The 19,774-nt window shown below is 62.8% G+C and carries 24 protein-coding genes; 16 read left to right on the top strand and 8 right to left on the bottom strand.

The window, feature by feature from the left end; genetic code table 11:
- Positions 1-101: 101 nt before the first annotated feature.
- The 4 genes from aspS to EK369_RS14525 all read left to right on the top strand — a co-directional run bounded on the left by aspS (position 102) and on the right by EK369_RS14525 (position 5,523).
- Complete coding sequence (gene aspS, locus EK369_RS14540) at positions 102-1,952, top strand: aspartate--tRNA ligase (protein ID WP_127114989.1); 1,851 nt, start codon at positions 102-104, stop codon at positions 1,950-1,952.
- Positions 1,953-2,120: 168 nt separating this feature from the next.
- Entirely contained in the window at positions 2,121-3,506 is a 1,386-nt protein-coding gene (locus EK369_RS14535) for a DUF1800 domain-containing protein (protein WP_127114988.1), read from the top strand.
- A gap of 11 nt (positions 3,507-3,517) precedes the next feature.
- Positions 3,518-4,741 carry a DUF1501 domain-containing protein gene (locus EK369_RS14530; protein ID WP_127114987.1) on the top strand — a complete coding sequence of 408 codons (1,224 nt, stop codon included), beginning with the start codon at positions 3,518-3,520 and terminating at the stop codon, positions 4,739-4,741.
- Positions 4,742-4,806: 65 nt separating this feature from the next.
- Positions 4,807-5,523, top strand: coding sequence for a GNAT family N-acetyltransferase (locus EK369_RS14525; RefSeq protein ID WP_127114986.1), 717 nt, complete (start codon positions 4,807-4,809; stop codon positions 5,521-5,523).
- Positions 5,524-5,687: 164 nt separating this feature from the next.
- Here the strand turns inward: EK369_RS14525 and EK369_RS14520 are convergent, their stop codons facing one another.
- Positions 5,688-6,404, bottom strand: coding sequence for a response regulator (locus EK369_RS14520; RefSeq protein ID WP_127114985.1), 717 nt, complete (start codon positions 6,402-6,404; stop codon positions 5,688-5,690).
- Positions 6,405-6,572: 168 nt separating this feature from the next.
- Here EK369_RS14520 and mce point away from each other — a divergent pair, with 168 nt between their 5' ends.
- Both mce and EK369_RS14510 read left to right on the top strand, forming a co-directional pair.
- Complete coding sequence (gene mce / locus EK369_RS14515) at positions 6,573-6,977, top strand: methylmalonyl-CoA epimerase (protein ID WP_127114984.1); 405 nt, start codon at positions 6,573-6,575, stop codon at positions 6,975-6,977.
- Positions 6,978-7,057: 80 nt separating this feature from the next.
- Positions 7,058-7,348, top strand: coding sequence for a DUF1467 family protein (locus EK369_RS14510; RefSeq protein WP_127114983.1), 291 nt, complete (start codon positions 7,058-7,060; stop codon positions 7,346-7,348).
- Here EK369_RS14510 and EK369_RS14505 read toward each other — a convergent pair.
- The 3 genes from EK369_RS14505 to EK369_RS14495 are packed head-to-tail and all read right to left on the bottom strand — an operon-like array spanning position 7,284 to position 9,758.
- A complete protein-coding gene (locus EK369_RS14505) occupies positions 7,284-8,015 on the bottom strand; it encodes an EI24 domain-containing protein (protein ID WP_235871432.1) in 732 nt (243 codons plus the stop codon). The genes EK369_RS14510 and EK369_RS14505 overlap by 65 nt on opposite strands.
- Positions 8,000-8,581, bottom strand: coding sequence for a nitroreductase family protein (locus EK369_RS14500; RefSeq protein WP_127115008.1), 582 nt, complete (start codon positions 8,579-8,581; stop codon positions 8,000-8,002). The genes EK369_RS14505 and EK369_RS14500 overlap by 16 nt, the downstream gene beginning before the upstream one ends.
- A 55-nt stretch (positions 8,582-8,636) precedes the next feature.
- Positions 8,637-9,758 (bottom strand): class II histone deacetylase, encoded by a 1,122-nt coding sequence (locus EK369_RS14495; RefSeq protein WP_127114982.1) that lies wholly within the window; start codon positions 9,756-9,758, stop codon positions 8,637-8,639.
- Between the two features lie 170 nt (positions 9,759-9,928).
- Here EK369_RS14495 and EK369_RS14490 point away from each other — a divergent pair, with 170 nt between their 5' ends.
- Both EK369_RS14490 and EK369_RS14485 read left to right on the top strand, forming a co-directional pair.
- A complete protein-coding gene (locus tag EK369_RS14490) occupies positions 9,929-11,848 on the top strand; it encodes a DUF3604 domain-containing protein (RefSeq protein WP_127114981.1) in 1,920 nt (639 codons plus the stop codon).
- A gap of 63 nt (positions 11,849-11,911) precedes the next feature.
- On the top strand, positions 11,912-12,163 hold the full coding sequence (locus EK369_RS14485) for a DUF167 domain-containing protein (protein WP_127114980.1): 252 nt from the start codon (positions 11,912-11,914) through the stop codon (positions 12,161-12,163).
- A 127-nt stretch (positions 12,164-12,290) separates the two neighbouring features.
- On the opposite strand, the gene EK369_RS14480 is transcribed toward EK369_RS14485, so the two are convergent.
- Positions 12,291-12,545, bottom strand: coding sequence for a DUF8831 family protein (locus EK369_RS14480; protein WP_127114979.1), 255 nt, complete (start codon positions 12,543-12,545; stop codon positions 12,291-12,293).
- A gap of 82 nt (positions 12,546-12,627) precedes the next feature.
- Between EK369_RS14480 and EK369_RS14475 the strand changes: the two genes are divergently transcribed.
- The 6 genes from EK369_RS14475 (at position 12,628) to EK369_RS14450 (ending at position 14,878) form a co-directional block, all read left to right on the top strand.
- A complete protein-coding gene (locus tag EK369_RS14475) occupies positions 12,628-13,368 on the top strand; it encodes a M48 family metalloprotease (protein WP_235871431.1) in 741 nt (246 codons plus the stop codon).
- A 5-nt stretch (positions 13,369-13,373) separates the two neighbouring features.
- Positions 13,374-13,730, top strand: a complete 357-nt coding sequence (locus EK369_RS14470) for a YigZ family protein (RefSeq protein WP_127114978.1) — start codon at positions 13,374-13,376, stop codon at positions 13,728-13,730.
- A gap of 80 nt (positions 13,731-13,810) precedes the next feature.
- The gene (locus tag EK369_RS14465) at positions 13,811-14,062 is read left to right on the top strand and encodes a DUF6455 family protein (protein WP_127114977.1); all 252 of its coding nucleotides are present in this window, start codon (positions 13,811-13,813) and stop codon (positions 14,060-14,062) included.
- Positions 14,059-14,337: a DUF6455 family protein gene (locus EK369_RS14460; RefSeq protein ID WP_127114976.1), complete on the top strand. Its 279-nt coding sequence runs from the start codon at positions 14,059-14,061 to the stop codon at positions 14,335-14,337. The genes EK369_RS14465 and EK369_RS14460 overlap by 4 nt, the downstream gene beginning before the upstream one ends.
- Positions 14,334-14,627 (top strand): DUF6455 family protein, encoded by a 294-nt coding sequence (locus tag EK369_RS14455; protein ID WP_127114975.1) that lies wholly within the window; start codon positions 14,334-14,336, stop codon positions 14,625-14,627. Before EK369_RS14460 ends, EK369_RS14455 begins: the two co-directional genes overlap by 4 nt.
- Complete coding sequence (locus tag EK369_RS14450; protein ID WP_127114974.1) at positions 14,624-14,878, top strand: DUF6455 family protein; 255 nt, start codon at positions 14,624-14,626, stop codon at positions 14,876-14,878. The genes EK369_RS14455 and EK369_RS14450 overlap by 4 nt, the downstream gene beginning before the upstream one ends.
- A 2-nt stretch (positions 14,879-14,880) precedes the next feature.
- On the opposite strand, the gene EK369_RS14445 is transcribed toward EK369_RS14450, so the two are convergent.
- Complete coding sequence (locus tag EK369_RS14445; protein WP_127114973.1) at positions 14,881-15,906, bottom strand: COG3904 family protein; 1,026 nt, start codon at positions 15,904-15,906, stop codon at positions 14,881-14,883.
- Between the two features lie 103 nt (positions 15,907-16,009).
- On the opposite strand from EK369_RS14445, the gene EK369_RS14440 reads away from it, so the two are divergent.
- Both EK369_RS14440 and EK369_RS14435 read left to right on the top strand, forming a co-directional pair.
- Positions 16,010-16,372 (top strand): diacylglycerol kinase, encoded by a 363-nt coding sequence (locus EK369_RS14440; RefSeq protein ID WP_127114972.1) that lies wholly within the window; start codon positions 16,010-16,012, stop codon positions 16,370-16,372.
- Between the two features lie 93 nt (positions 16,373-16,465).
- On the top strand, positions 16,466-17,455 hold the full coding sequence (locus tag EK369_RS14435; RefSeq protein WP_127114971.1) for a GlxA family transcriptional regulator: 990 nt from the start codon (positions 16,466-16,468) through the stop codon (positions 17,453-17,455).
- A gap of 183 nt (positions 17,456-17,638) precedes the next feature.
- Here the strand turns inward: EK369_RS14435 and EK369_RS14430 are convergent, their stop codons facing one another.
- Together EK369_RS14430 and rimO are read right to left on the bottom strand one after the other, a co-directional pair.
- On the bottom strand, positions 17,639-18,019 hold the full coding sequence (locus EK369_RS14430; protein ID WP_127114970.1) for a thiol-disulfide oxidoreductase DCC family protein: 381 nt from the start codon (positions 18,017-18,019) through the stop codon (positions 17,639-17,641).
- A gap of 299 nt (positions 18,020-18,318) precedes the next feature.
- Positions 18,319-19,704, bottom strand: a complete 1,386-nt coding sequence (rimO, locus tag EK369_RS14425; protein ID WP_127114969.1) for a 30S ribosomal protein S12 methylthiotransferase RimO — start codon at positions 19,702-19,704, stop codon at positions 18,319-18,321.
- Between the last annotated feature and the right edge of the window lie 70 nt (positions 19,705-19,774).

The raw sequence follows: 19,774 nt of genomic DNA, 5'->3' as shown, positions 1-19,774 counted from the left end.
AGCGCCTTTGCGGCAACTTCCCCACGACCTCCCTTGACTTTACCCGCCCAAAGCGGTGTATCAGCGCGACTTCACCATTCACCCTTTTCGAGGGAGCGACCATGCACGCCTTTCGCAGCCATACCTGCGCCGATCTGACCAAATCCAACGTGGGCGATACCGTCCGCCTGTCCGGCTGGGTGCATCGCATCCGCGACCACGGCGGCATCCTGTTCATCGACCTGCGCGACCACTACGGCATCACGCAGGTTCTGTGCGATCCTGACAGCCCGGTGTTTGCCGCGATGGAAAAGGTGCGCTCCGAGTGGTGCATCCGCATCGACGGCAACGTCAAGGCGCGTGACGAAGACCTGGTGAACCCCAAGCTGCCCACCGGCGAGATCGAAGTCTTTGTCCGTGATCTTGAAATCCTGGGCGCCGCGGATGAGCTGCCGCTGATGGTGTTCGGCGATCAGGAATACCCCGAGGAAACCCGCCTCAAGTACCGCTTCCTCGACCTGCGCCGCGAGGTGATGCAGGACAACATGAAGCTGCGCTCTGACGTGGTCATGTCGATGCGCAAACGCATGTGGGAACAGGATTTCCGCGAATACCAGACCCCGATCATCACCGCATCCAGCCCAGAAGGCGCGCGTGACTTCCTCGTACCCTCGCGTCTGCATCCGGGCAAGTTCTACGCCCTGCCGCAGGCCCCGCAGCAGTTCAAACAGCTGATGATGGTCGCAGGCTTCGACAAATACTTCCAGATCGCGCCCTGCTTCCGCGACGAAGACCCGCGCGCCGACCGCTCGCCCACCGACTTCTACCAGCTCGACATGGAGATGTCCTTTGTCACCCAGCAGGACGTGTTTGACACCATCCAGCCGGTGCTGCAGGGCGTGTTTGAAGAGTTCGGCGGCGGCCGCAAGGTCGATCAGGACTGGCCGCAGATTTCCTATGCCGATGCCGCCAAATGGTACGGCACCGACAAGCCCGACCTGCGAAACCCGATCAGGATGCAGGATGTGTCCGAGCATTTCCGTGGTTCCGGCTTTGCCATCTTTGCCAAACTGCTCGAACAGGAAGGCACCGAGGTGCGCGCCATTCCCGCCCCCACCGGCGGCGGGCGCAAGTTCTGCGACCGCATGAACAAATTTGCCCAAGAACAGGGTCTGCCCGGCATGGGCTATATCTTCTGGCGCGAGAAAACCGCTGACTCGGTGGCGCAAGAGCGCGGCATCAAGGTCAAAGAGGCTCAGGCCCTGCTGAAATCCGGCGAGGTCGAGGGCGGCATGGAAGCCGCCGGACCGCTGGCCAAGAACATCGGCCCGGAACGCACCGAAGCCATTCGCCAGCAACTGGGTCTGGGCATCGGCGATGCGGCCTTCTTCCTCGGCGGTAAGCCCAAGGCGTTTGAAGGTGTCGCAGGCCGTGCCCGCGACGTGATCGGCAAGGAACTGAACCTCCTCGACGAAGACCGTTTTGCCTTTGCATGGATTGTCGATTTCCCGATCTTCCAGAAGGACGAGGAAACCGGCGAGGTCGATTTCGACCACAACCCCTTCTCGATGCCTCAGGGTGGCATGGACATTCTGGAAAACGACCCGCTGTCGGCCACCGGCTATCAGTATGACCTGGCCTGCAACGGCTATGAGCTGGTCTCGGGCGCGATCCGGAACCACAAACCCGAGATCATGTTCAAGGCCTTTGAAATCGCCGGCTACGGCGAAGACGAGGTACGCAAGCGTTTCGGCGGCATGGTAAACGCCTTCAAATACGGCGCGCCGCCCCACGGTGGCTGTGCCGCCGGTGTCGACCGCATTGTGATGCTGCTGGCCGATCAGCAGAACATCCGCGAAGTCGTCATGTTCCCGATGAACCAGCGCGCCGAAGACCTGATGATGAACGCACCCTCTGACCCGACTTCGGATCAGCTGATGGAGCTGGGCCTGCGCCTCATCCCGCAGGACTAGGCCGAAGGTCCGCAAAACACCACTAGGGTCGCTCGGTGAGCGGCCCTTTTTCTTTGGGCACCATTTGGCCGATCTTGGCCCGTTGCCCGGATCAGACCTTACCTGTGCCCAAAAGCAGACTATCTTGAAGGCACGGGCGCAGACCCCGCGTCAGGAGGACCTGCAGGCATGGCATTTGATCCGATCACGGCAGAGACCCGCTTTGGCTGTGGGCTCTCTCCGGTTGTCGCGCCTCCGACGGATGTTGCCGCCATGCTCGCGGCACTCGCGGGGCCTGATACCGCCGCCACAGCCCACCCGATCGACAGTTTCGATACGGCCCGCAATCGCATTGCCGCCATGTCCAAGGCCCGCAGCGCGATCCGCAATTCCGGCAGCGACACCGCCGAGGCGGACGCAAAAACATTGCGCAAGGCCTTTTTGCGCGAAACCCAGGGCCACTGGATCCGTTGGTTCACCCATTCCATGCTACGTCGCGCCACCACGGGCGATGGGCTGCGCGAGCGGCTGGCGTTTTTCTGGAGCGACCATTTCACCGCCAAGGGCAAGAAAAACAATCTCTCCAAAACCACGACCGCCTATGCCGAAAGCGCCATTCGCCCCCATGTCGCGGGCCGGTTCGAGGACATGCTGACCGCTGTGGTCACCCATCCCCTGATGATTGCCTATCTCGATCAGCAAAACTCGATCGGCCCCGCCAGCACCGCCGCCCGCAAGCGCGAGAACAAGAAACTGGGCCTGAACGAAAACCTCGCCCGCGAGTTGCTGGAATTGCACACGCTCGGCGTTGATGGCCCCTATGGTCAGACAGATGTGCGGCAGCTGGCCGAATTGCTGACCGGTCTCAACTGGTCCGTGCACCACGGTGCGCGCTATCTCCCCAGGCTGGCCGAGCCGGGCGGCGAGCGGGTGCTTGGCAAATGGTACGGGGCTCAGCAGGGCACGCTGGAAGACATCCACAACGTCCTGCGGGACCTCGCCCGCCATCCCGCCACCGCACGCCACCTGGCGTGGAAACTGGCGGTGCATTTTGTTGCCGATACCCCCGATCCCGATATGGTCGCAGCCATGGAGCGCGCCTATCTCGACACGAATGGCCTCCTGCCCGAAGTCTATCGCGCCATGCTGGATCACCCGGCTGCCTGGACCGGCACGGGGACCCTGAAGCAACCGGTCGCCTTTATCGGGTCTGCGTTGCGCGCCACAGGTCTCACCCCGGCCGATACCGCCCATTGGGAGGCGCATTTCGTGCGCCGCAACCTGTTGCGGCCCTTGCAGATCATGGGGCAGCCCTGGGAGGATGCCGATGGCCCGGATGGCTGGCCCGAAAACGACCTCGCCTGGCGCACGCCCCAAGGGCTGGCCGCGCGGCTGCAATGGGCGCTGCGTGTGCCTGAAATCCTTGGCCGCGAACCCACCGATCCGCGTCAGTTTGTCTTTGACGCGCTGGGCCCGCAGCCGCCCGAGCGTGTCCGTTTTGCCGCCGAAGCCGCCGAGAGCCGTCGCGAAGGCGTGGCGCTGGTGCTGATGGCACCGGCGTTTCAACGGCATTGAAAGGAAAGCTCATGCCCAAATCCTTGACCCGCCGTACCTTTCTCAGCCGCGCCGCCATCGGCTGTTCGCTTGCGGCCAGTCCGCTGGTCACACCGGTCAGCTTTGCCGCGGCGCCATGGGACAATCGCCTTGTGGTCATCATTCTGCGTGGCGGATTGGATGGGCTTGATGCCGTGCGCCCCTGGGGGGACGCCGATTTCGCCGCCGCCCGCCCGACCCTGGCAGAGGGCCGCGATCCGGCGCTTGATCTTGATGGGTACTTCGGCCTGCATCCGGGCCTCGCGCCCCTGATGCCGCTCTGGCAGGCCGGAGAGCTTGGCTTTGTGCACGCCGTCTCGACGCCATATCGCAACAAACGCAGCCATTTCGACGGGCAGGACATGCTCGAGGCGGGATTGCCCGCGCTGGACGGCATTACGCGCGACGGCTGGCTGAACCGCATGCTGCAAGGTGTGCCCGGTGCCGTGGCCGAGACCACCTATGCCATCGGTCGCGAAAGCATGCTGCTGACCCGCGGCCCGGCGCCGGTGTCGCGCTGGACGCCCGAGGTTGACATCGGCCTCAGCGCGCAGGGGCTGATGCTGTTGGAACTGACCATGCAGGACGATCCCGTCATGGCCGAGGTCATGCAACAGGCAATCCGCCTTGCCGGGCAGGACGGCGACGGCGTCGTGGTCGCGGACGAGGCTGCAATGATGCAGGACATGGCCGCCGACATGAAGGCGCTACGGGGCACCAAGGGGCACCTGCGCATCGCAGATTTCGCCGCCACACAGTTGCGCGACACGGCTCGGATCGCCTCGTTTTCTCTCGGGGGCTGGGACACCCACGCCCGACAGGCCAAGAACCTGCCCAAATCGCTGGGCACCCTGTCCCAGACCCTGTTGCGCCTGCGCGACGGGTTGGGGGCGGCGGTCTGGGGCAAGACCACGGTGATCGCCATGACCGAGTTTGGCCGAACGGTGCGGGAAAACGGCACCAAGGGCACCGATCATGGCACCGGGGGGCTGATGCTGCTGGCGGGGGGCGCCGTTCGGGGCGGGCAGATCTATGGCACTTGGCCGGGCCTGTCCGAGGCGGCACTGTTTGACCGGCGCGACCTGATGCCGACGGATGATCTGCGCCGCTGGGCCGCATGGGCCATGCGCAGCAGTTTTGGGATCGGGCGGGATCAGTTGGAGCGCACCGTCTTTCCCGGCCTCGACCTTGGCGACGATCCCCATATGCTGCTTTGAAATCAGGGTCTTGGAAAGTCTGCCCATCCTGTGCCACTCTGGGTGCGAGGGATGGGAGACCTTTCATGCAGGACGCAAGACCGCTCGGAGATACACTCGACACATGGACGCCGCCGCCCGCGCCTTCGGGAGAGGTGCTCGAAGGGCGTTACGCGCGGCTCGAAGTCCTGAGTGCCGAAACCCACGCCGCCCTGTTGTTTCGTGCATACGAAGGGCATGATCCGGTCTGGGATTACCTGCCTTACGGACCCTTCCACTCTGCCGCCGCCTATCATCGCTGGGTGCGCTCGGTTGCCGGCCAGCCGGACCCCTTGTTCTACGCCATCTATGACAAGGACACCGGAGCCTGGGGTGGGGTTGCCACGCTCATGCGGATCAAACCCGAGGTCGGCACCATCGAGACCGGACATATCAACCTAGCCCCGCAATTGCAGGGCACCCGCGCCGCGACCGAGGCCTTTATCCTGCTGATGAAATGGGCGTTCGAGGCTGGCTATCGCCGATTTGAATGGAAATGCGATGCGCTGAACAAACCCTCGCGCCGGGCGGCGCAGCGGCTGGGTCTCAGCTATGAGGGTGTGTTTCGTCAGCACGTGGTGGTCAAGAACCGCAACCGCGACACCGCCTGGTTTGCTGCCATCGACAAGGATTGGCCCGCGCTGTCCTCGGCCTATGATGTCTGGCTGTCCCCGGCCAATTTCGACGCCGAGGGCCGTCAGATCGAGCGGCTTGGCGACCTCACGCAGCTGGCCCGCGTCAGCGACGATCCCACACTGTTCTGAAACACCGCATTTGCCCCGCATGCGCGGTCAGCGGGGTACAGACCCCGCCACAGGTCACCTTGTCACAGGCGCCGGACCTGCCTCGGCCAACGCGTTTCGAAACGCGTTGCAAGCGGTTTCGAAACCGCTTGGCGCGCGCACCCTTCCGGTGTGGTCATGCGGCGTCAAAGTGCGTGTTCTTCGGCCAGCCGGTCCTGCATCAACCGGTTCAGCCGCACCACATCCGCGTTCAGCATCCGACCCGAGGCCCGTCCCTTGGTCACCGCCTTGGCCGCGCGGGCCAGGGCCACGTCCTCGGCGCTGATGGCGATGCCGGTGACGAACTGCGCCACATAGTCGATCACGGCCTCCTCTTCGCCCTCGGACAGGGTGTCTGCGGCATGGCAGAGGTCATCGCGAAAGGCCACCGGGTCGGGGTGCACCACGTCATTGGGCACTTCGCGCGGGCCTGCAGGCTGGCGGTCGGCGGGCAGGCGGGTCAGGATCGCCTGTTGAAAATCTCCAAGGCTGGTCAGTGGCTTCAGCATGAAGCCATCGGCGCCCGCAGCAATCGCCTCTTCCTCAGAAAATGCGTCCCCCGAGATTGCCAGCAACACGCCCACGCGGGGCACCGAGCGGGCCAGCTCCTCGATCAACTCGGCCCCGGATCCATCCGGCAGCCCCATGTCGACGATCACCGCCGAAGGGCGGTAGATCTGCAGGTGCCGCCGCGCTGACTTGAGGCAATCGGCCCGGCGGATGCGCGCACCGCTGCGCAAACACAAAAGCCGTAGGGCATCACAGGCAAAGCGGCTGTCCTCAACCACCAGCACGGTCAATCCCAGAAGAGGGCGGCGGGCGGTGGGCAGGGTCTGGGCAGTGACATGGGCAAACTCATCCATGGTCGTCTCCTTTGGCAGCGTTGCCCAAGGCTAGGGCAGGGATGGTGAACAAGAGGTTAAAACCACCCGCCGCCGCGTCAAAAACCGGCGCGACCCCCTGTCGCTTGCATCACCCGCAACGCTCCCCCATAACCGGCGCAACCCTCAGGAAACCCGAAAGGACAGGACATGATCGGACGTCTCAATCACGTGGCCATTGCCGTGCCCGACCTGAAAGCCGCCTCGGCGCAATATGCAAACGCCCTGGGCGCCAAGGTCGGCGCGCCTCAGGATGAACCCGATCACGGCGTCACCGTGGTGTTCATCGAACTGCCCAACACCAAGATCGAACTGCTCTATCCGCTGGGCGACAACAGCCCGATTCAGGGCTTTCTCGACAAGAATCCCTCGGGCGGCATCCACCATGTCTGCTACGAGGTCGACGACATCATCGCCGCGCGCGATCACCTGCAGGAAACCGGCGCCCGTGTGCTGGGCACGGGCGAACCCAAGATCGGCGCCCACGGCAAGCCGGTGCTGTTCCTGCACCCCAAGGATTTCAACGGCTGTCTGGTTGAACTGGAACAGGTCTGAGCCATATTCCCATACCAGCGCGGGCAGGGTAATCTCCGGCCCGCGCTTTTCTTTTGCCCACTCGCTTTCGGAGACCACACATGTCGATCACCTCTGCCATCGTGCTTTATGCCGTTCTGTGGTTCCTGACCTTTCTGATCGTCATCCCCATCCGCCTGCAGACCCAGGGCGATGTGGGCGAGGTCGTGCCCGGCACCCATGCGGGGGCGCCGCACAATCACAACCTCAGGAAAAAGGCCAAGATCACCTTTGCGCTGGCCGCCGTGATGTGGGTGATCCTGTGGTGGATCATCACTTACGAGATCATCACCGTGCGGGATTTCGACTGGATGGACCGTCTGCCGCCTGTATCTGGTGAAACAGATGGGTAAAGGTCGCAGCACCCAGAATCGGCACCAACAGGTTCACCAGCGGCACTGACAGCGGCATCGCCATCAGGATCCCGGCGATCCAGATCGTGCCGCCATGGCGTTTGCGCAACGCACGTGCGCCTTCGCGCCCGATCCGCCGCATCGCCGCCAGCTGGAAATACTCGCGCCCCAGCAGGAAACCGTTCAGCCCCCAAAAGATGAACAGCGAGAACATCGGCAAAAATGCGTAGATGATGAACGCCAACAGGTTGGCGCCGATCAACACCCCCAGAAAGCCCAGCGTGTCGCGCAGGGCGTCCGAGAACGGCACGCGCGGCACCTCGGGCAGATGCGGATAATGCCGGTCCTCGACCGCCTGCGCCACATCATCCAGAAACATCGAGGTGATGGCCGAGGCTACGGGCACCATCAGGAACACCGACAAGACCATCATGAAGATGAAACTCGACACCCCCAAAAGGTCGTTCAGCCAGGTCACTTCCCCTAGCACCGGGATATAGGCCTCGGGGCCGACCAGGATGTCGATGATCCACAACAGCCCCGCGTAGGCCGCCACCAAAAGGGCAAAGGTCAACCCGATGCCGATCCACAGCACCCGGCGAAACCGGCGGTCGCCCAGCTGGCCGATGGCCTTGAAAAACGATTGCAGGATCAGCGCGATACCCATGTGACCTTTTTCTCCATCTCAGGGCGCGGGCGTTCGGGGGGCGCGGCCTTTTCGGTGCCGATATGGATGATCCCCGCAACGCGTTCGCGGGGGCTGAGTTTCAACCCGTCGCTCAGGAACCCGCGGTCATGGCTCGGCCAGCCGCTCAGCCAGTTGGCACCCCAACCCGCCGCCAGGGCAGCATTCAGCAATTGCAGGCACACAGCACCCGCCGAATAGCTCTGCTCGATCTCCGGCACCTTCTCGGCGATCACCGGGCTTTCGACCACCACAACGGCAAGATTGCCCATGTCGAACTGGCTGCGCCCCTTGGTGATCTTTTCGGCGTCCAGGTCCAGCGCTTCTCCGCGCACCTGCGCCAGATCGGCCAGACGATCCATCACCGCGCGGCCCTCCAGTACGATCAGCCGCCACGGCTCCAGCTTGCCATGATCGGGCGCGCGCAAACCCGCCCGCAGGATCGGCTCCAGCTCTTCGTGGGTGGGCACCGGTGTGGTCAGCGTCTTGGCCGGGCGCGAGCGTCGGCTCAGCAAAAACTCCAGCGCGGCAGTATTGGCCTCGGGCATATCAGGCTCCGTCCGTTTCGTGTCTCGAGTGATGTCGGCCATTGCCGGGCCAGTTTCAACCGCCCTCGGGCGATTTCGCAAAGATTTCCGCCATTTCACCGATCAACCCGCTGACAAAGGCATCATAGCGCGCGTCCGGCTGCCGGATGGCAAGGGTCTCCGCCATAGGGTCTGGCACATGCACGGCACTGCCCGACAGTTCTTCCATCACCGCATGGCCGCAAAACGGCACATAGGCTTCGGAATAGCCCCCCTCGTGCACCAGAACCAGCCGGCCACCACACAGGGCTTCGGCCGCCTGCATCACCTGCCGCGTCATCACCCGAAAGGTCTCGGCGCTGGCCAGCATCCGCGCGAGGGGATCAAAGGCCGAAGCATCAAACCCACAGGCGACGATGATCAGATCCGGCGCAAACCGTTCCAGCGCGGGCGCCACGATCCGGTCCATCACCTCGATATAGCCGGTATGCCCGACGCCCGGCGGCAACGGCACATTGATGTTGTACCCCATCCCGGCCCCTTCGCCACGATCCGCGACTCCGCCGGTGTCCAGCGGATAGTTGCGGTCCTGGTGCACCGAGATCGTCAGAACGTCATCGCGCCCATAAAACACCGCCTCGGTGCCGTTGCCGTGATGCACGTCCCAGTCGATCACGGCGATTTTTTGCGCCGTGCCCGCCGCCAGCGCCGCTTCAATCGCCACGGCAATGTTGTTGAGCAGGCAGAACCCGTTGGGCCAGTCCGGCAGGCAATGATGCCCCGGAGGCCGCGACAGGGCATAGGCGTTTTGCATCTCACCGGCCAGCACCGCGCGCACCGCCTCCTTGGCCAGCCCCGCCGACAGGGCTGCCGCCTCATAGCCGCCCTTGCCAAAGGGTGTGCGCAGACCCAGCTCTCCGCCGCCCGCATCCGACATCGCCTTGAACCGGTCGAGGTACTCACCGGGATGCACCCGCGCCAGATCCTCGCGGGTCGCTTCCGGCGCAGACCGCATGTCCAGCTCTGCCGCCAACCCGCTCACATCCAACAGGTTCTTCAGCCGCCGCTTGGTCTCGGGGCTCTCCGGCAATCCCCCCGCTGCCAGGGGCTGCACATAATCCCCCACCGGCAAGGTCAGCGCATAATTCCCGCCCGAATGCCAAAAGCACCGCTCATCCCAGAAAAACCCCGTCGCCATTCCTCAGGCCCCCATTCTTCGTATTGCCAAAAATACTCTCGCCGAAGGCGCCGACCCCGGCAAGAGGATCCGGCCTTTTCCGCCGATTGCATGCCGGCGCCACCAACGCACTTCCCTTGCGCCAGTCTCGCGTTATCCTTTGCGCCAGAAACCATCGGGGAGATTACGAGATGTTTCGGTCCTTTTTCATTGCTGCATTGCTGACCTCCACGGCGCTTCCTGCCGCCGCCCAATTTGTGCCCTCCAAGGACTCGCTCAGCGGTCTTTACCCGGGCAAAGCCTATTCGCCTTATGCCCAACGCGGATTTCCGTCCCGGGTTCTCTGGGGCGACACCCACCTGCACACCGGGTACTCGGTCGACGCGGGCCTCTTTGGCAACACCACAGGCCACGACACCGCCTACCGGTTCGCGCGCGGCGAAGAGGTCACGGCCGCCTCCGGGCAACCTGTGAAACTGTCCCGCCCGCTCGATTGGATGGTTCTGACCGACCATTCCGACGGCATGGGCATGATCTTTGACATGGTGGATCAGAAACAGAACATCATGGCCTTTGAACAATCCCGCCGCTGGGCCCGGGGTCTGGCCGAGGGCGGCGAGGCCAGCGCGGCGGCTGCGCTCGACCTGATCACCAACTTCTCGCAAGGCACCATCGACCCCGAACTGATGGCGCAGTATTCACCGGGCTCTCCGATCTTTGCCTCGGTCTGGGAAACCGCTGTGGAAAAGGCTGAGGAATACAATCAACCGGGCGTCTTCACGGCGCTGATCGGCTATGAATGGACGTCGCTTGCGGCAGGCAACAACCTGCACCGCAACGTTATCCTGCGCGACAATGGGGACAAGGCGCTGATGGTTGAACCGATGATCACCGCGCCGCCGATCGGGTCCAACGACCCGCTTGATCTCTACAAGTGGCTTGAGATGTACGAGGACAAGACCGGCGGCAAGGCATTGGCGCTGGCCCATAACGGCAATCTGTCCAACGGCATCATGTTCCCGACCGAAACCCGGTTCACCGGCGCGCCGATAGATGAAAACTACGTCCGCCTGCGCGCAAAATGGGAACCGCTCTACGAGTTCACCCAGATCAAGGGCGACGGCGAGGCCCACCCCTATCTCAGCCCCGAGGATGACTTTGCCGACTATGAAACCTGGGATGCGGGCAACCTTGATCTGTCCCAGGCCAAAACCACAGATATGCTGAAAGGCGAGTATGCCCGCGAAGCCCTGAAACAGGGGCTGGCCCTGGAACGCAAACTGGGGGTGAACCCCTACAAGTTCGGCGCGACCGGCGCGACCGACAGCCATACCTCGCTGGCCACGGCGGATAGCGACAATTACTTCGGCAAGGCAACCAATGCCGAACCCTCACCGACCCGCATGTCCCATCCCTTTACCAAGACCGACCAGGGCGCGTTCGAAGGCTACGAGCTGGTGGCCTCGGGCTACACCGGCGTCTGGGCCGAGGAAAACACCCGCAAGTCGCTCTGGGATGCCATGGCACGACGCGAAACCTATGCCACCACCGGCCCGCGCATGAGCGTGCGCTTCTTTGGCGGCTGGGATTACACCGAGAACGACCTGCGTGGTCGCCAGCCTGCCTTTGCCGGCTACGAACGTGGCGTGCCCATGGGCGGCGACATGCGGCGCGCTCCCGAGGGCGCTCTTGCGCCGACCTTCATGGTTTATGCCCTGCGTGATCCCATCGGCGCCAATCTTGATCGCATCCAGATCATCAAGGGCTGGATCGACGCGGAGGGCGACCTGCACGAAAAGGTCTATGACGTGGCGTGGTCGGATGATCGGATGGCCGATGCCTCCGGCAAGGTTCCGGATGTCGGCAGCACCGTCGACCTCGAGGCGGCCAGCTACACCAACACCATCGGCGCGCCGGAACTGGCAACGGTCTGGAGCGACCCCGATTTTGATGCCAGCGAAAATGCCTTCTACTATGCTCGCGTGATCGAGATCCCGACCCCGCGCTGGGTGGTCTATGACAAGCTGCGCTTTGGCGTGGATATTCCCGAAGAGGCCAGGCTGACCCATCAGGAACGCGCCTATACCTCGGCCATCTGGTACACGCCCTAAGGTCTGGACAGAACGACCCGTAGGTCGGACAATCTTGTCCGACCTACCTTTGCCCGAGGCCCCATGACCGACCTTGCACATCTGGCCACCCCCGGCACCGAAATCGCTGTCCGCGTCACACCCAAAGCCTCGCGCACGGCGATCAGGATCGAAAAGGACCAGATCCGCGTCTACGTCACCACCGCGCCCGAAGGCGGCAAAGCCAATGCCGCCGTGCAGAAACTGCTGGCAAAGGCGCTGGGCATTGCAAAATCCCGCCTGACCCTGATCCGGGGACAGACCGCGCGGGATAAGGTCTTTCGGGTGGATGGATGAAACAGCAACCTAGGGCGCGTAGCGATTGTCGGGGCAGCCCACGCCATATTGCGCCAGCGCGTCGGCCCAGTGCTTTTGCGCACTGGCCTGCCCGCTGAGACACCCTTATTTGCATCTGGCACCCGGTTCAGGCGGTGCCATCTCCGTCGCCATCCAGCTGCAATTTGTAAACCCCCTCCGGCAGATCCAGCGCCGCGGCCAGCTCCTGCACCTGGTGGATCGACAGGGTGATCTTGGAGACCGTGTCGGTGCGCGGGTCGAATTGCTCGACCGTCACGCAGTCTTCGAACATGTTGATGGTGACATCCTCGGTCAGGCTGACACTGCCTTCATCCACAAGGGTTACCACGGTGGCGTCAAATTCGTGCTCGATGCTGAACATGTGCCCAGCCTAACCGCTCTTCTGGCGGGCGCAAGTCCTAAGGGGCTGGACTCTCGGCGCGCAGACCCTAGGTTTGGACCCCGTGCTTCACCCCGTTGATGAGTTCGCCATGCACCGTGCCTTTGCTCTGACCCTGACTGTCACAACCCTTTTGCTTGCTGGCTGTGTGTCCACCACCACCAGCCCGTCACCGCAATCCGCGCCCCAGACGGAAACCGTGTCGCGCCTCAGCGTGTCGCAGGCCAATACCCGGCTCGCCCCGATCAAGGCCCGGATGGAGCCCGTGGCCGAACGCGAGTGTCGCGCCCGCACCCAAGGCATGAACTGTGACTTCCTGATCCAGGTGCACCCGGACCGGAACGCGCCAGCAAACGCCTATCAGTCGCTAACAGAGAGCGGACAGCCGACGATCACCTTCAACGCCGCGCTGGTGTCGGATGTACACAACAATGATGAGCTGGCCTTCATTATGGGCCACGAGGCGGCGCATCATATTATGCTTCACATTTCCCGCCAGCAAAGCAATGCCCTTATCGGCCAGGCAGTCGGTGGGTTGCTTGCTTCCGCAGTTGGTCTTGATGCCTCAATCGTTGATCTGGCAGCAGGAGTGGGCGGAAGTATAGGAGCGCGCGCCTATTCCAAAAACCACGAGCTTGAGGCCGACCGTCTCGGCACCGTTATTACCCACCGTTCAGGCTATAACCCGGTGCGGGGGGCCGAGTACTTCACCCGCATTCCCGATCCCGGCAATCAGTTCCTCGGCACCCACCCTCCTAACACGCAGCGCATCGCGATTGTCAAACAAACCGCAGCGGGCCTCTGACGCCGATGCTGCAGCTGACAAACGTGGTCACCGACCGGGGGTCAAAATACGCCGTGTCGGGTGGTCCGGTGACAGATCGCAAGGCTGCCGACTCATTCCTCAAGACCCTCAAACGCGACAAGAAGTTCGCCAAGGCAACGCACAATACCTGGGCGGTTTTGCTCTCTGACGGCACGCCTCTCAAGGGCGATGACGGCGAGAGTGGCGCAGGAATGGTCATTCTTCGCATGTTGGAACGCGAAGGTTTGCAGGATCATATCGTCGTGGTAACCCGTTGGTATGGCGGGACAAAATTGGGCGGAGATCGGTTTCGCCGGGTTCAGGATTGCGTGCGGGCCTATATTGGGATGCTGTCTGCCTAGGGCGTGATTGATGCAGGTCAAAGGGCGATTCGTGTGCGCATGATAGCGTTCACGCACAGACCGCGAACCGGAGCCCAACCATGACGATGACCCCCGATACCCGCCGCCAGCCGATCCAGCCGGATCGCAAGAGGGCACGCGCAGGCCATCGCCAGCCCTCGGCACGCCCCGCGATAGATGAGGCGGTCGAAGCCGTGATGCGCTGTCAGGGATGTGCCCGCCACGAGGACTGTGCACTCTGGCTGAAACGTGCGGATGTGGCGACCGCGCCCCCCCCGGATCATTGCACGAACCCCCGGCTGCTTCAGCGCCTGCAAGAGGCGCATGGATGAAACCACTTGGCGATCAGAATGCGCATTTCTGGCTGGCACAGCGCATGGCGCAGCTGACCGAAACCGATCTGGTCCGCGCCATGGACAGTGCCCGGCTGTCACAGGAAGACTGGTCCGCCATGGTTCAGGAATGTCGCGGCTGCGACTGGACCAGCGGCTGCCGCAAGTTTCTGGCCCTGCGCGCAGGCGTGCCCGTGACCGAGGCCCCGGACACCTGCCGTAACAGCGAAAGATTTGCAGCCCTCAAGGCCGCTTTAGAGGAGATCGAGACATGAGCAACGTCGTGCCTCTGGGCGATCCCGCCCGGCATTTCTGGATGACCCGCAGCGTCGCCCGCGCCATGGGCGTGTCGCTCAGCGAGGCCATGGCCGAAGGCAACCTGTCACAAAAGGACTATGCCGATCTGGTCACGCGCTGCCGCTCTTGTCACTTCGTCGATGAATGCCAGGAGTGGCTGGGGCATCAATGCACACGGTCCGCTGCGGCGCCCGAGTGCTGCCAGCATGCGGCGCTCTTTCAACACCTGAAACATGCCGCGTCCGGAACCGGGAGGAGAAAACCATGAAGTTCTTTAAGAAAGTGGATGAACATTCACGCCTGATGGGCACCATGTCGGAAAAGGTCGGAGTCGACTGGGCCGATGTGCTGATCGAACACCCTGAAATGGCCAAGCAATACCGCAACGCGGTGATGACCTGCACCCATTGCAAGGATGTCGGCGACTGCAAAGGCTGGCTGGCCGAACACGAAAGCGCCCCCGAAGCGCCGGAATACTGCCTGAACCGCGACCTTCTGGGCAAACTCGCCGAAGGCTGAGGTCACAGGCACAGCCGGAATGCGGCTCTCAGCATGCTGCGATCCATGTCCGAGAGCTCGAAATACGTGCCATAGGACCCGCCAACGACGCGCGGGAACTGATAGGCGGTGCCAAGTTTGGTGGCGCTGGCGACACTGCTGGCCTGCGCCGGGCTCAGGCGGGTTTCGATATAGGCGCCGTCCTTGGTGACCCTGATCTTGCTGCGCGAGGCTGGCACCACCGTGCGCTGCCCGTCATGGGTCAGGATCAGATCTTCGGGCCGGGCATGACCCAACCCGTGCTGCGGTGCGTGAAACAGCAGCCTGGCCTCGCCCTTTTTGCAAAACGCCGTCATCTGCACCACCAGGTCATAGGCCTCGGTGCGGGTCTTGCGTTTCGAGGCCGCCACCACCCCCTTGCCATAAGGCTCCAGAAAGAACGCCTGATAGCCATAGGGCGTGATCAGCTCATAGGCCTCGGCCTCTTCGGTTGAGACATAGTGCATCTCGTCCTCGCCCTTGGTGCTGGCCAGCGAAAATACCCGCGCGTCGACACCCATTGCCACGATATAGGAAATCAACTCACCCGACAGCGATTGGGCCGAGGCCTCGTCAATCCTGGTGCCGGGAATGAAAAAGCGATGAAATCCCAGCTGACTGCCCTGTGGCAGCGTGCGGGTTTGCCCGCCCAGAAAGGCATAGGCACAGGCGCTGGCGCAGATTGCCGGGTCCGGAAACCCCTCGCGCGCGATCACCGGCGCGCCGCTGCCCACCACCGTGTGCATCTCGCGGGCGCGGAACATGCGCCCAAGGGTCACGCCAGCCGCGAGGCTGCCGCCATGGCTCTCAAGCAGGACCTTGTTGCCCTCAGGAGACTCGCGCTGCATGAATGCGGTGAACTTTTGTGGCGTGTCAGCGACGATCTGCCCCTTGGCGATCACGTAACAGCCTTCGACCGCATTCCCGAGACAGGCAAAGTCGAACTGCATTTCTTCGGCCTCTGCCGTCAGGGGCAGGGCCAGAAGCAGGGCAAACAATCGTGCAATCATGAAAACCTCGTGGCCGGAATTGCGGTATGAAAGACCTCTTCGCGTGGCATTGCAATGCCATCCGCGGCTTGACCCCCACCGGCCACCCGGGTCAGATTGGCGCATGCGCTATTTCCTGAACCGCCTCTATCACCGCATCATCTGGAGCAGCCAGGGCATCCTGCATGCCTGGCGCGAAGAGCATTCCTTTCGCTCCTGGGTCTGGGCCAACCTGGTGTCGGCCACCCTGGCATTGGCGCTGCCGCTCACGGCGGGCGAGCGCGCCCTGATCCTGTCGTTGGGGGTGTTGGTCATGGCGTTTGAGCTTGTGAACACTGCGATCGAGGTGGTGGTCGACTATATCTCGCAGGAACAACACCCCAGCGCCAAGGCGGCCAAGGATTGCGGCAGCGGCGCGGTCTTTGTCAGCGCGCTTGCGGCGGGGGTCGCCTGGGTGGTGATCCTCGTGCGATTGGCGACGGGGTAGGTCGGACAAGATTGTCCGACCTACGGGGGGGGGACCAATCCCGGTGCCACCGGCCCTTGCAGACCACGGCACCTGTGCCATATTCAAACTTCCATGACCCAGTCCGCGCCCATGTCCCGAAAAACCGCACCCGGACCGACACCGGTCACCTTCGAGGTTTTCATCCAGTCGGGCTTTTCCGAGCTGGAGCTTGCCTCGATCCTCACGGTTCTCAAAACCGCGGACAGCCTGTCGAAATCCCATTCCTTCGGCTGGCGCGTGGTCTCGGATGCGCCGGGCTTTGTCACCGGGGCCTGTGGCACCATCGCGCGGGCCGAACCGGCGATCTTCGATCACGCTCTCGCGGACGTCATGCTTGTGATTGGCGGCGACTCATGTGACCCCAAGGGCTGGCAGTTCCGGGTGCGCGCCATGCAGCGCCACCGCCGTCCCGTTGCCGTCCTGTCCGAGGCGGCGACCGCCTATATCGAGGCCATCAAGGCCTATGACCTGCCGGTCACAACCCACTGGCGCGACATCACGCGGCTTAATGAAGAGGGCACATACAGCGCCCTGGCCACCACCTACGTGCAAACCTCGAGCGGGGTCATGACCTGCGCCGGTGTGGGCTTTGCGCCGGAGCTGGTCCTGAACCTGCTGTCTGCATACCTGTCGCGCAACGAGATCGCCGAACTGGCCAGCCATCTGCAGATCGAAACCATCCGCGATACCTCGGCCGAGCAACCCAAGGGCGCCAGTTTCCTCACCAACATGTTCACGCCGCTGATGGAACAGGCCGTGCGCATCATGGAGGACAACCTGGCCGAGCCCCTGCCCACCACCGAAGTCTCTGCCGAACTGGGGGTCTCGATCCGTCAGCTCGAACGTCTGTTCCAGACCGTGCTCGGCACCTCACCGGCGCGCTACTACAAGGAGCTGCGCGTCAAGAAGGCCCATATCCTGATCACCGGCACCAAGATGCCCCTGATAGATGTCGCGATTGCCTGCGGCTTCGGCTCGACCGGCACCCTGTCCAGCGCCTATAAATCCCACTACGGCCTGTCCCCGAAAATGGTCCGCACCGGGGGCGTGCTGCGCCGCTGAATGCCTGCGCTCTGTGGGCGGTCGGACAAACTGTCCGACCTACGGGGACGGCGTTACGCCAACCGCCAAGACAGCTCTTCCGAGACCTTGGCCGAAGACACACCCGATCCCTTCGGGGGTCCGTCACAAACACGCCCCAAGGGGGAGTTCCCCGACCGGGTAGGGACCTTCCGGGCGATTGAGTTACCGGGGCTGCGAGGCGCGCGCCTGCCGACGCACGTGCCGTCGATAAAGCCAGGGCGCCAAAACGTGGTCATAAAGCGCGCTGAACACCCGGTATAGCCCCGGCACCCCGGTGACCCTGGCCAGCCAGCGATAGCGCGGCATCTGGCCCCAAAGGATGCGAAAGGCATCCAGCCCGGCAAAAACCTCGCCGTTCTGCATCACGTGCAACCGCTTGGCCGCGGTTTCCGTATCGATCCCCCAGTCGTCACGCGCGTCTGTGTTCAGATCGTCATAGCGCACCGGCAGATCACGTTTTGCCGTGTAGGTTTCATAGTGGCAGATTTCTGCATCACATATCGGGCACGCGCCATTGAACAGCACGCGGGTCTCGTCGGGCATGCTTGCACTCCGTAGATAGGGTTGTCAGATTCTGAGATGATGTGGAGAGGCGCAAAATCAAGGCCGCAATTCTGACCTGAAGCCCCGCGCGCCAGCCCTGATCCTGTCGCGCCGGGCAACCTCGGGTGGCGGCATGTAGGTCGGACAGTCTTGTCCGACCTCGCCCCGGGCTTCAACCCGGACTACGGTGCGAAGATCCTTAACAAATCCTTGCCAAAACAGGGACTCTCCATGTTGTACAACATGGAGAAAGCGCCGCAAAAATGTTGTACAACATGGTCATTTCGGCTTTTTGCCACCTAGCCCCGCAAGGCGCCCCACAGGTCGTACTCTCCGGCTTCGTCCACCTCGACCGACACGATTTCGCCCACGGACAAAGCCTCGGTGCCTTCGTCAATGAACAGGTTGCCGTCGATCTCGGGTGCGTCCGCCTTGGTGCGGCAGGTGGCAATGCCGTCGGCGTCAATCTCGTCCACGATGACGTCCATGACCTGCCCGACCTTGGCCGCCAGCTTGGCTTCCGAGATGCCTTGGGCCTTTTCCATGAAACGGTTCCAGCGGTCCTGTTTGACCTCTTGTGGCACATGATCCGGCAGCGCGTTTGACCGCGCGCCATCGACATTTTCGTATTGAAAACAACCCACTCGGTCCAGTTGCGCCTCGTCCATCCAGTCCAGAAGGTGCTGGAATTCTTCCTCGGTCTCGCCGGGGTATCCAACGATAAAGGTCGACCGCAACGTGATCTCCGGGCAGGTCTCGCGCCACTTGGCGATCTCGTCCAGCGTCTTGGCCCCCGCCGCCGGACGCGCCATGCGTTTCAGCACATCCGCGTGTGAATGTTGGAACGGAATGTCGAGATAGGGCAGGATCAGCCCTTCGGCCATCAACGGAATGAGGTCGCGCACATGCGGGTAGGGATAGACATAATGCAGCCGAACCCAGGCCCCGAACTGCCCCAATTCTCGTGCTAAATCAGTGACATGGCTGCGAACTTCGCGGTCTTTCCACGGGTGGGTCGAGTACCTGCGGTCCAGCCCATAGGCCGAGGTATCCTGACTGATCACCAACAGCTCCTTGACGCCGCTCTCAACCAGTTTTTCAGCCTCGCGCAGCACCGCATGCACCGGCCGCGAGGCCAGCTTACCACGCATGTCAGGGATGATACAGAATTTGCAGGCGTGGTTGCAACCCTCTGAAATCTTTAGATAACTATAGTGGCGCGGGGTCAGCGAGACATTGCGCGCGGGCAAGAGGTCGACAAAGGGGTCCGGGTCCGGCGGCACCGCGGCATGCACCGCATCCAGCACCTGTTCATACTGATGCGGGCCTGTGACGGCCAATACCTTGGGATGCACCCCGGTGATATACTCTGGCTCGGCCCCCAGACACCCGGTCACGATCACCTTGCCGTTCTCGTTCAGTGCCTCGCCAATGGCCTCAAGGCTCTCGGCCTTGGCACTGTCAAGAAACCCGCAAGTGTTCACGATCACCGCGTCCGCACCGGTGTAATCCCCTGATATTCCATAACCTTCCGCCCGCAGCCGTGTCAGGATGCGCTCACTGTCCACCAACGCTTTGGGACAGCCAAGGCTGACCATCCCCACGGTCGGCTGACCGGGGCGAGAGGTCTCGGAAACTTGGGCACGGGCGAGGTCGGGGCGCAGATCGGGCGGGTTCTGGGTCATGGGGGGCCGTATAGTGGAACGGCTGAGATTGCGCAAAGGATTTGAAGCTCTGCTCACCGCCCCGTGACCC

The sequence above is a fragment of the Shimia sediminis genome (assembly GCF_003990645.1).
Classification (GTDB): Bacteria; Pseudomonadota; Alphaproteobacteria; order Rhodobacterales; family Rhodobacteraceae; genus Shimia; species Shimia sediminis.
The sequence above is the reverse complement of the archived record's forward strand: the minus strand, read 5'-3'. Positions and strand labels throughout refer to the sequence as shown.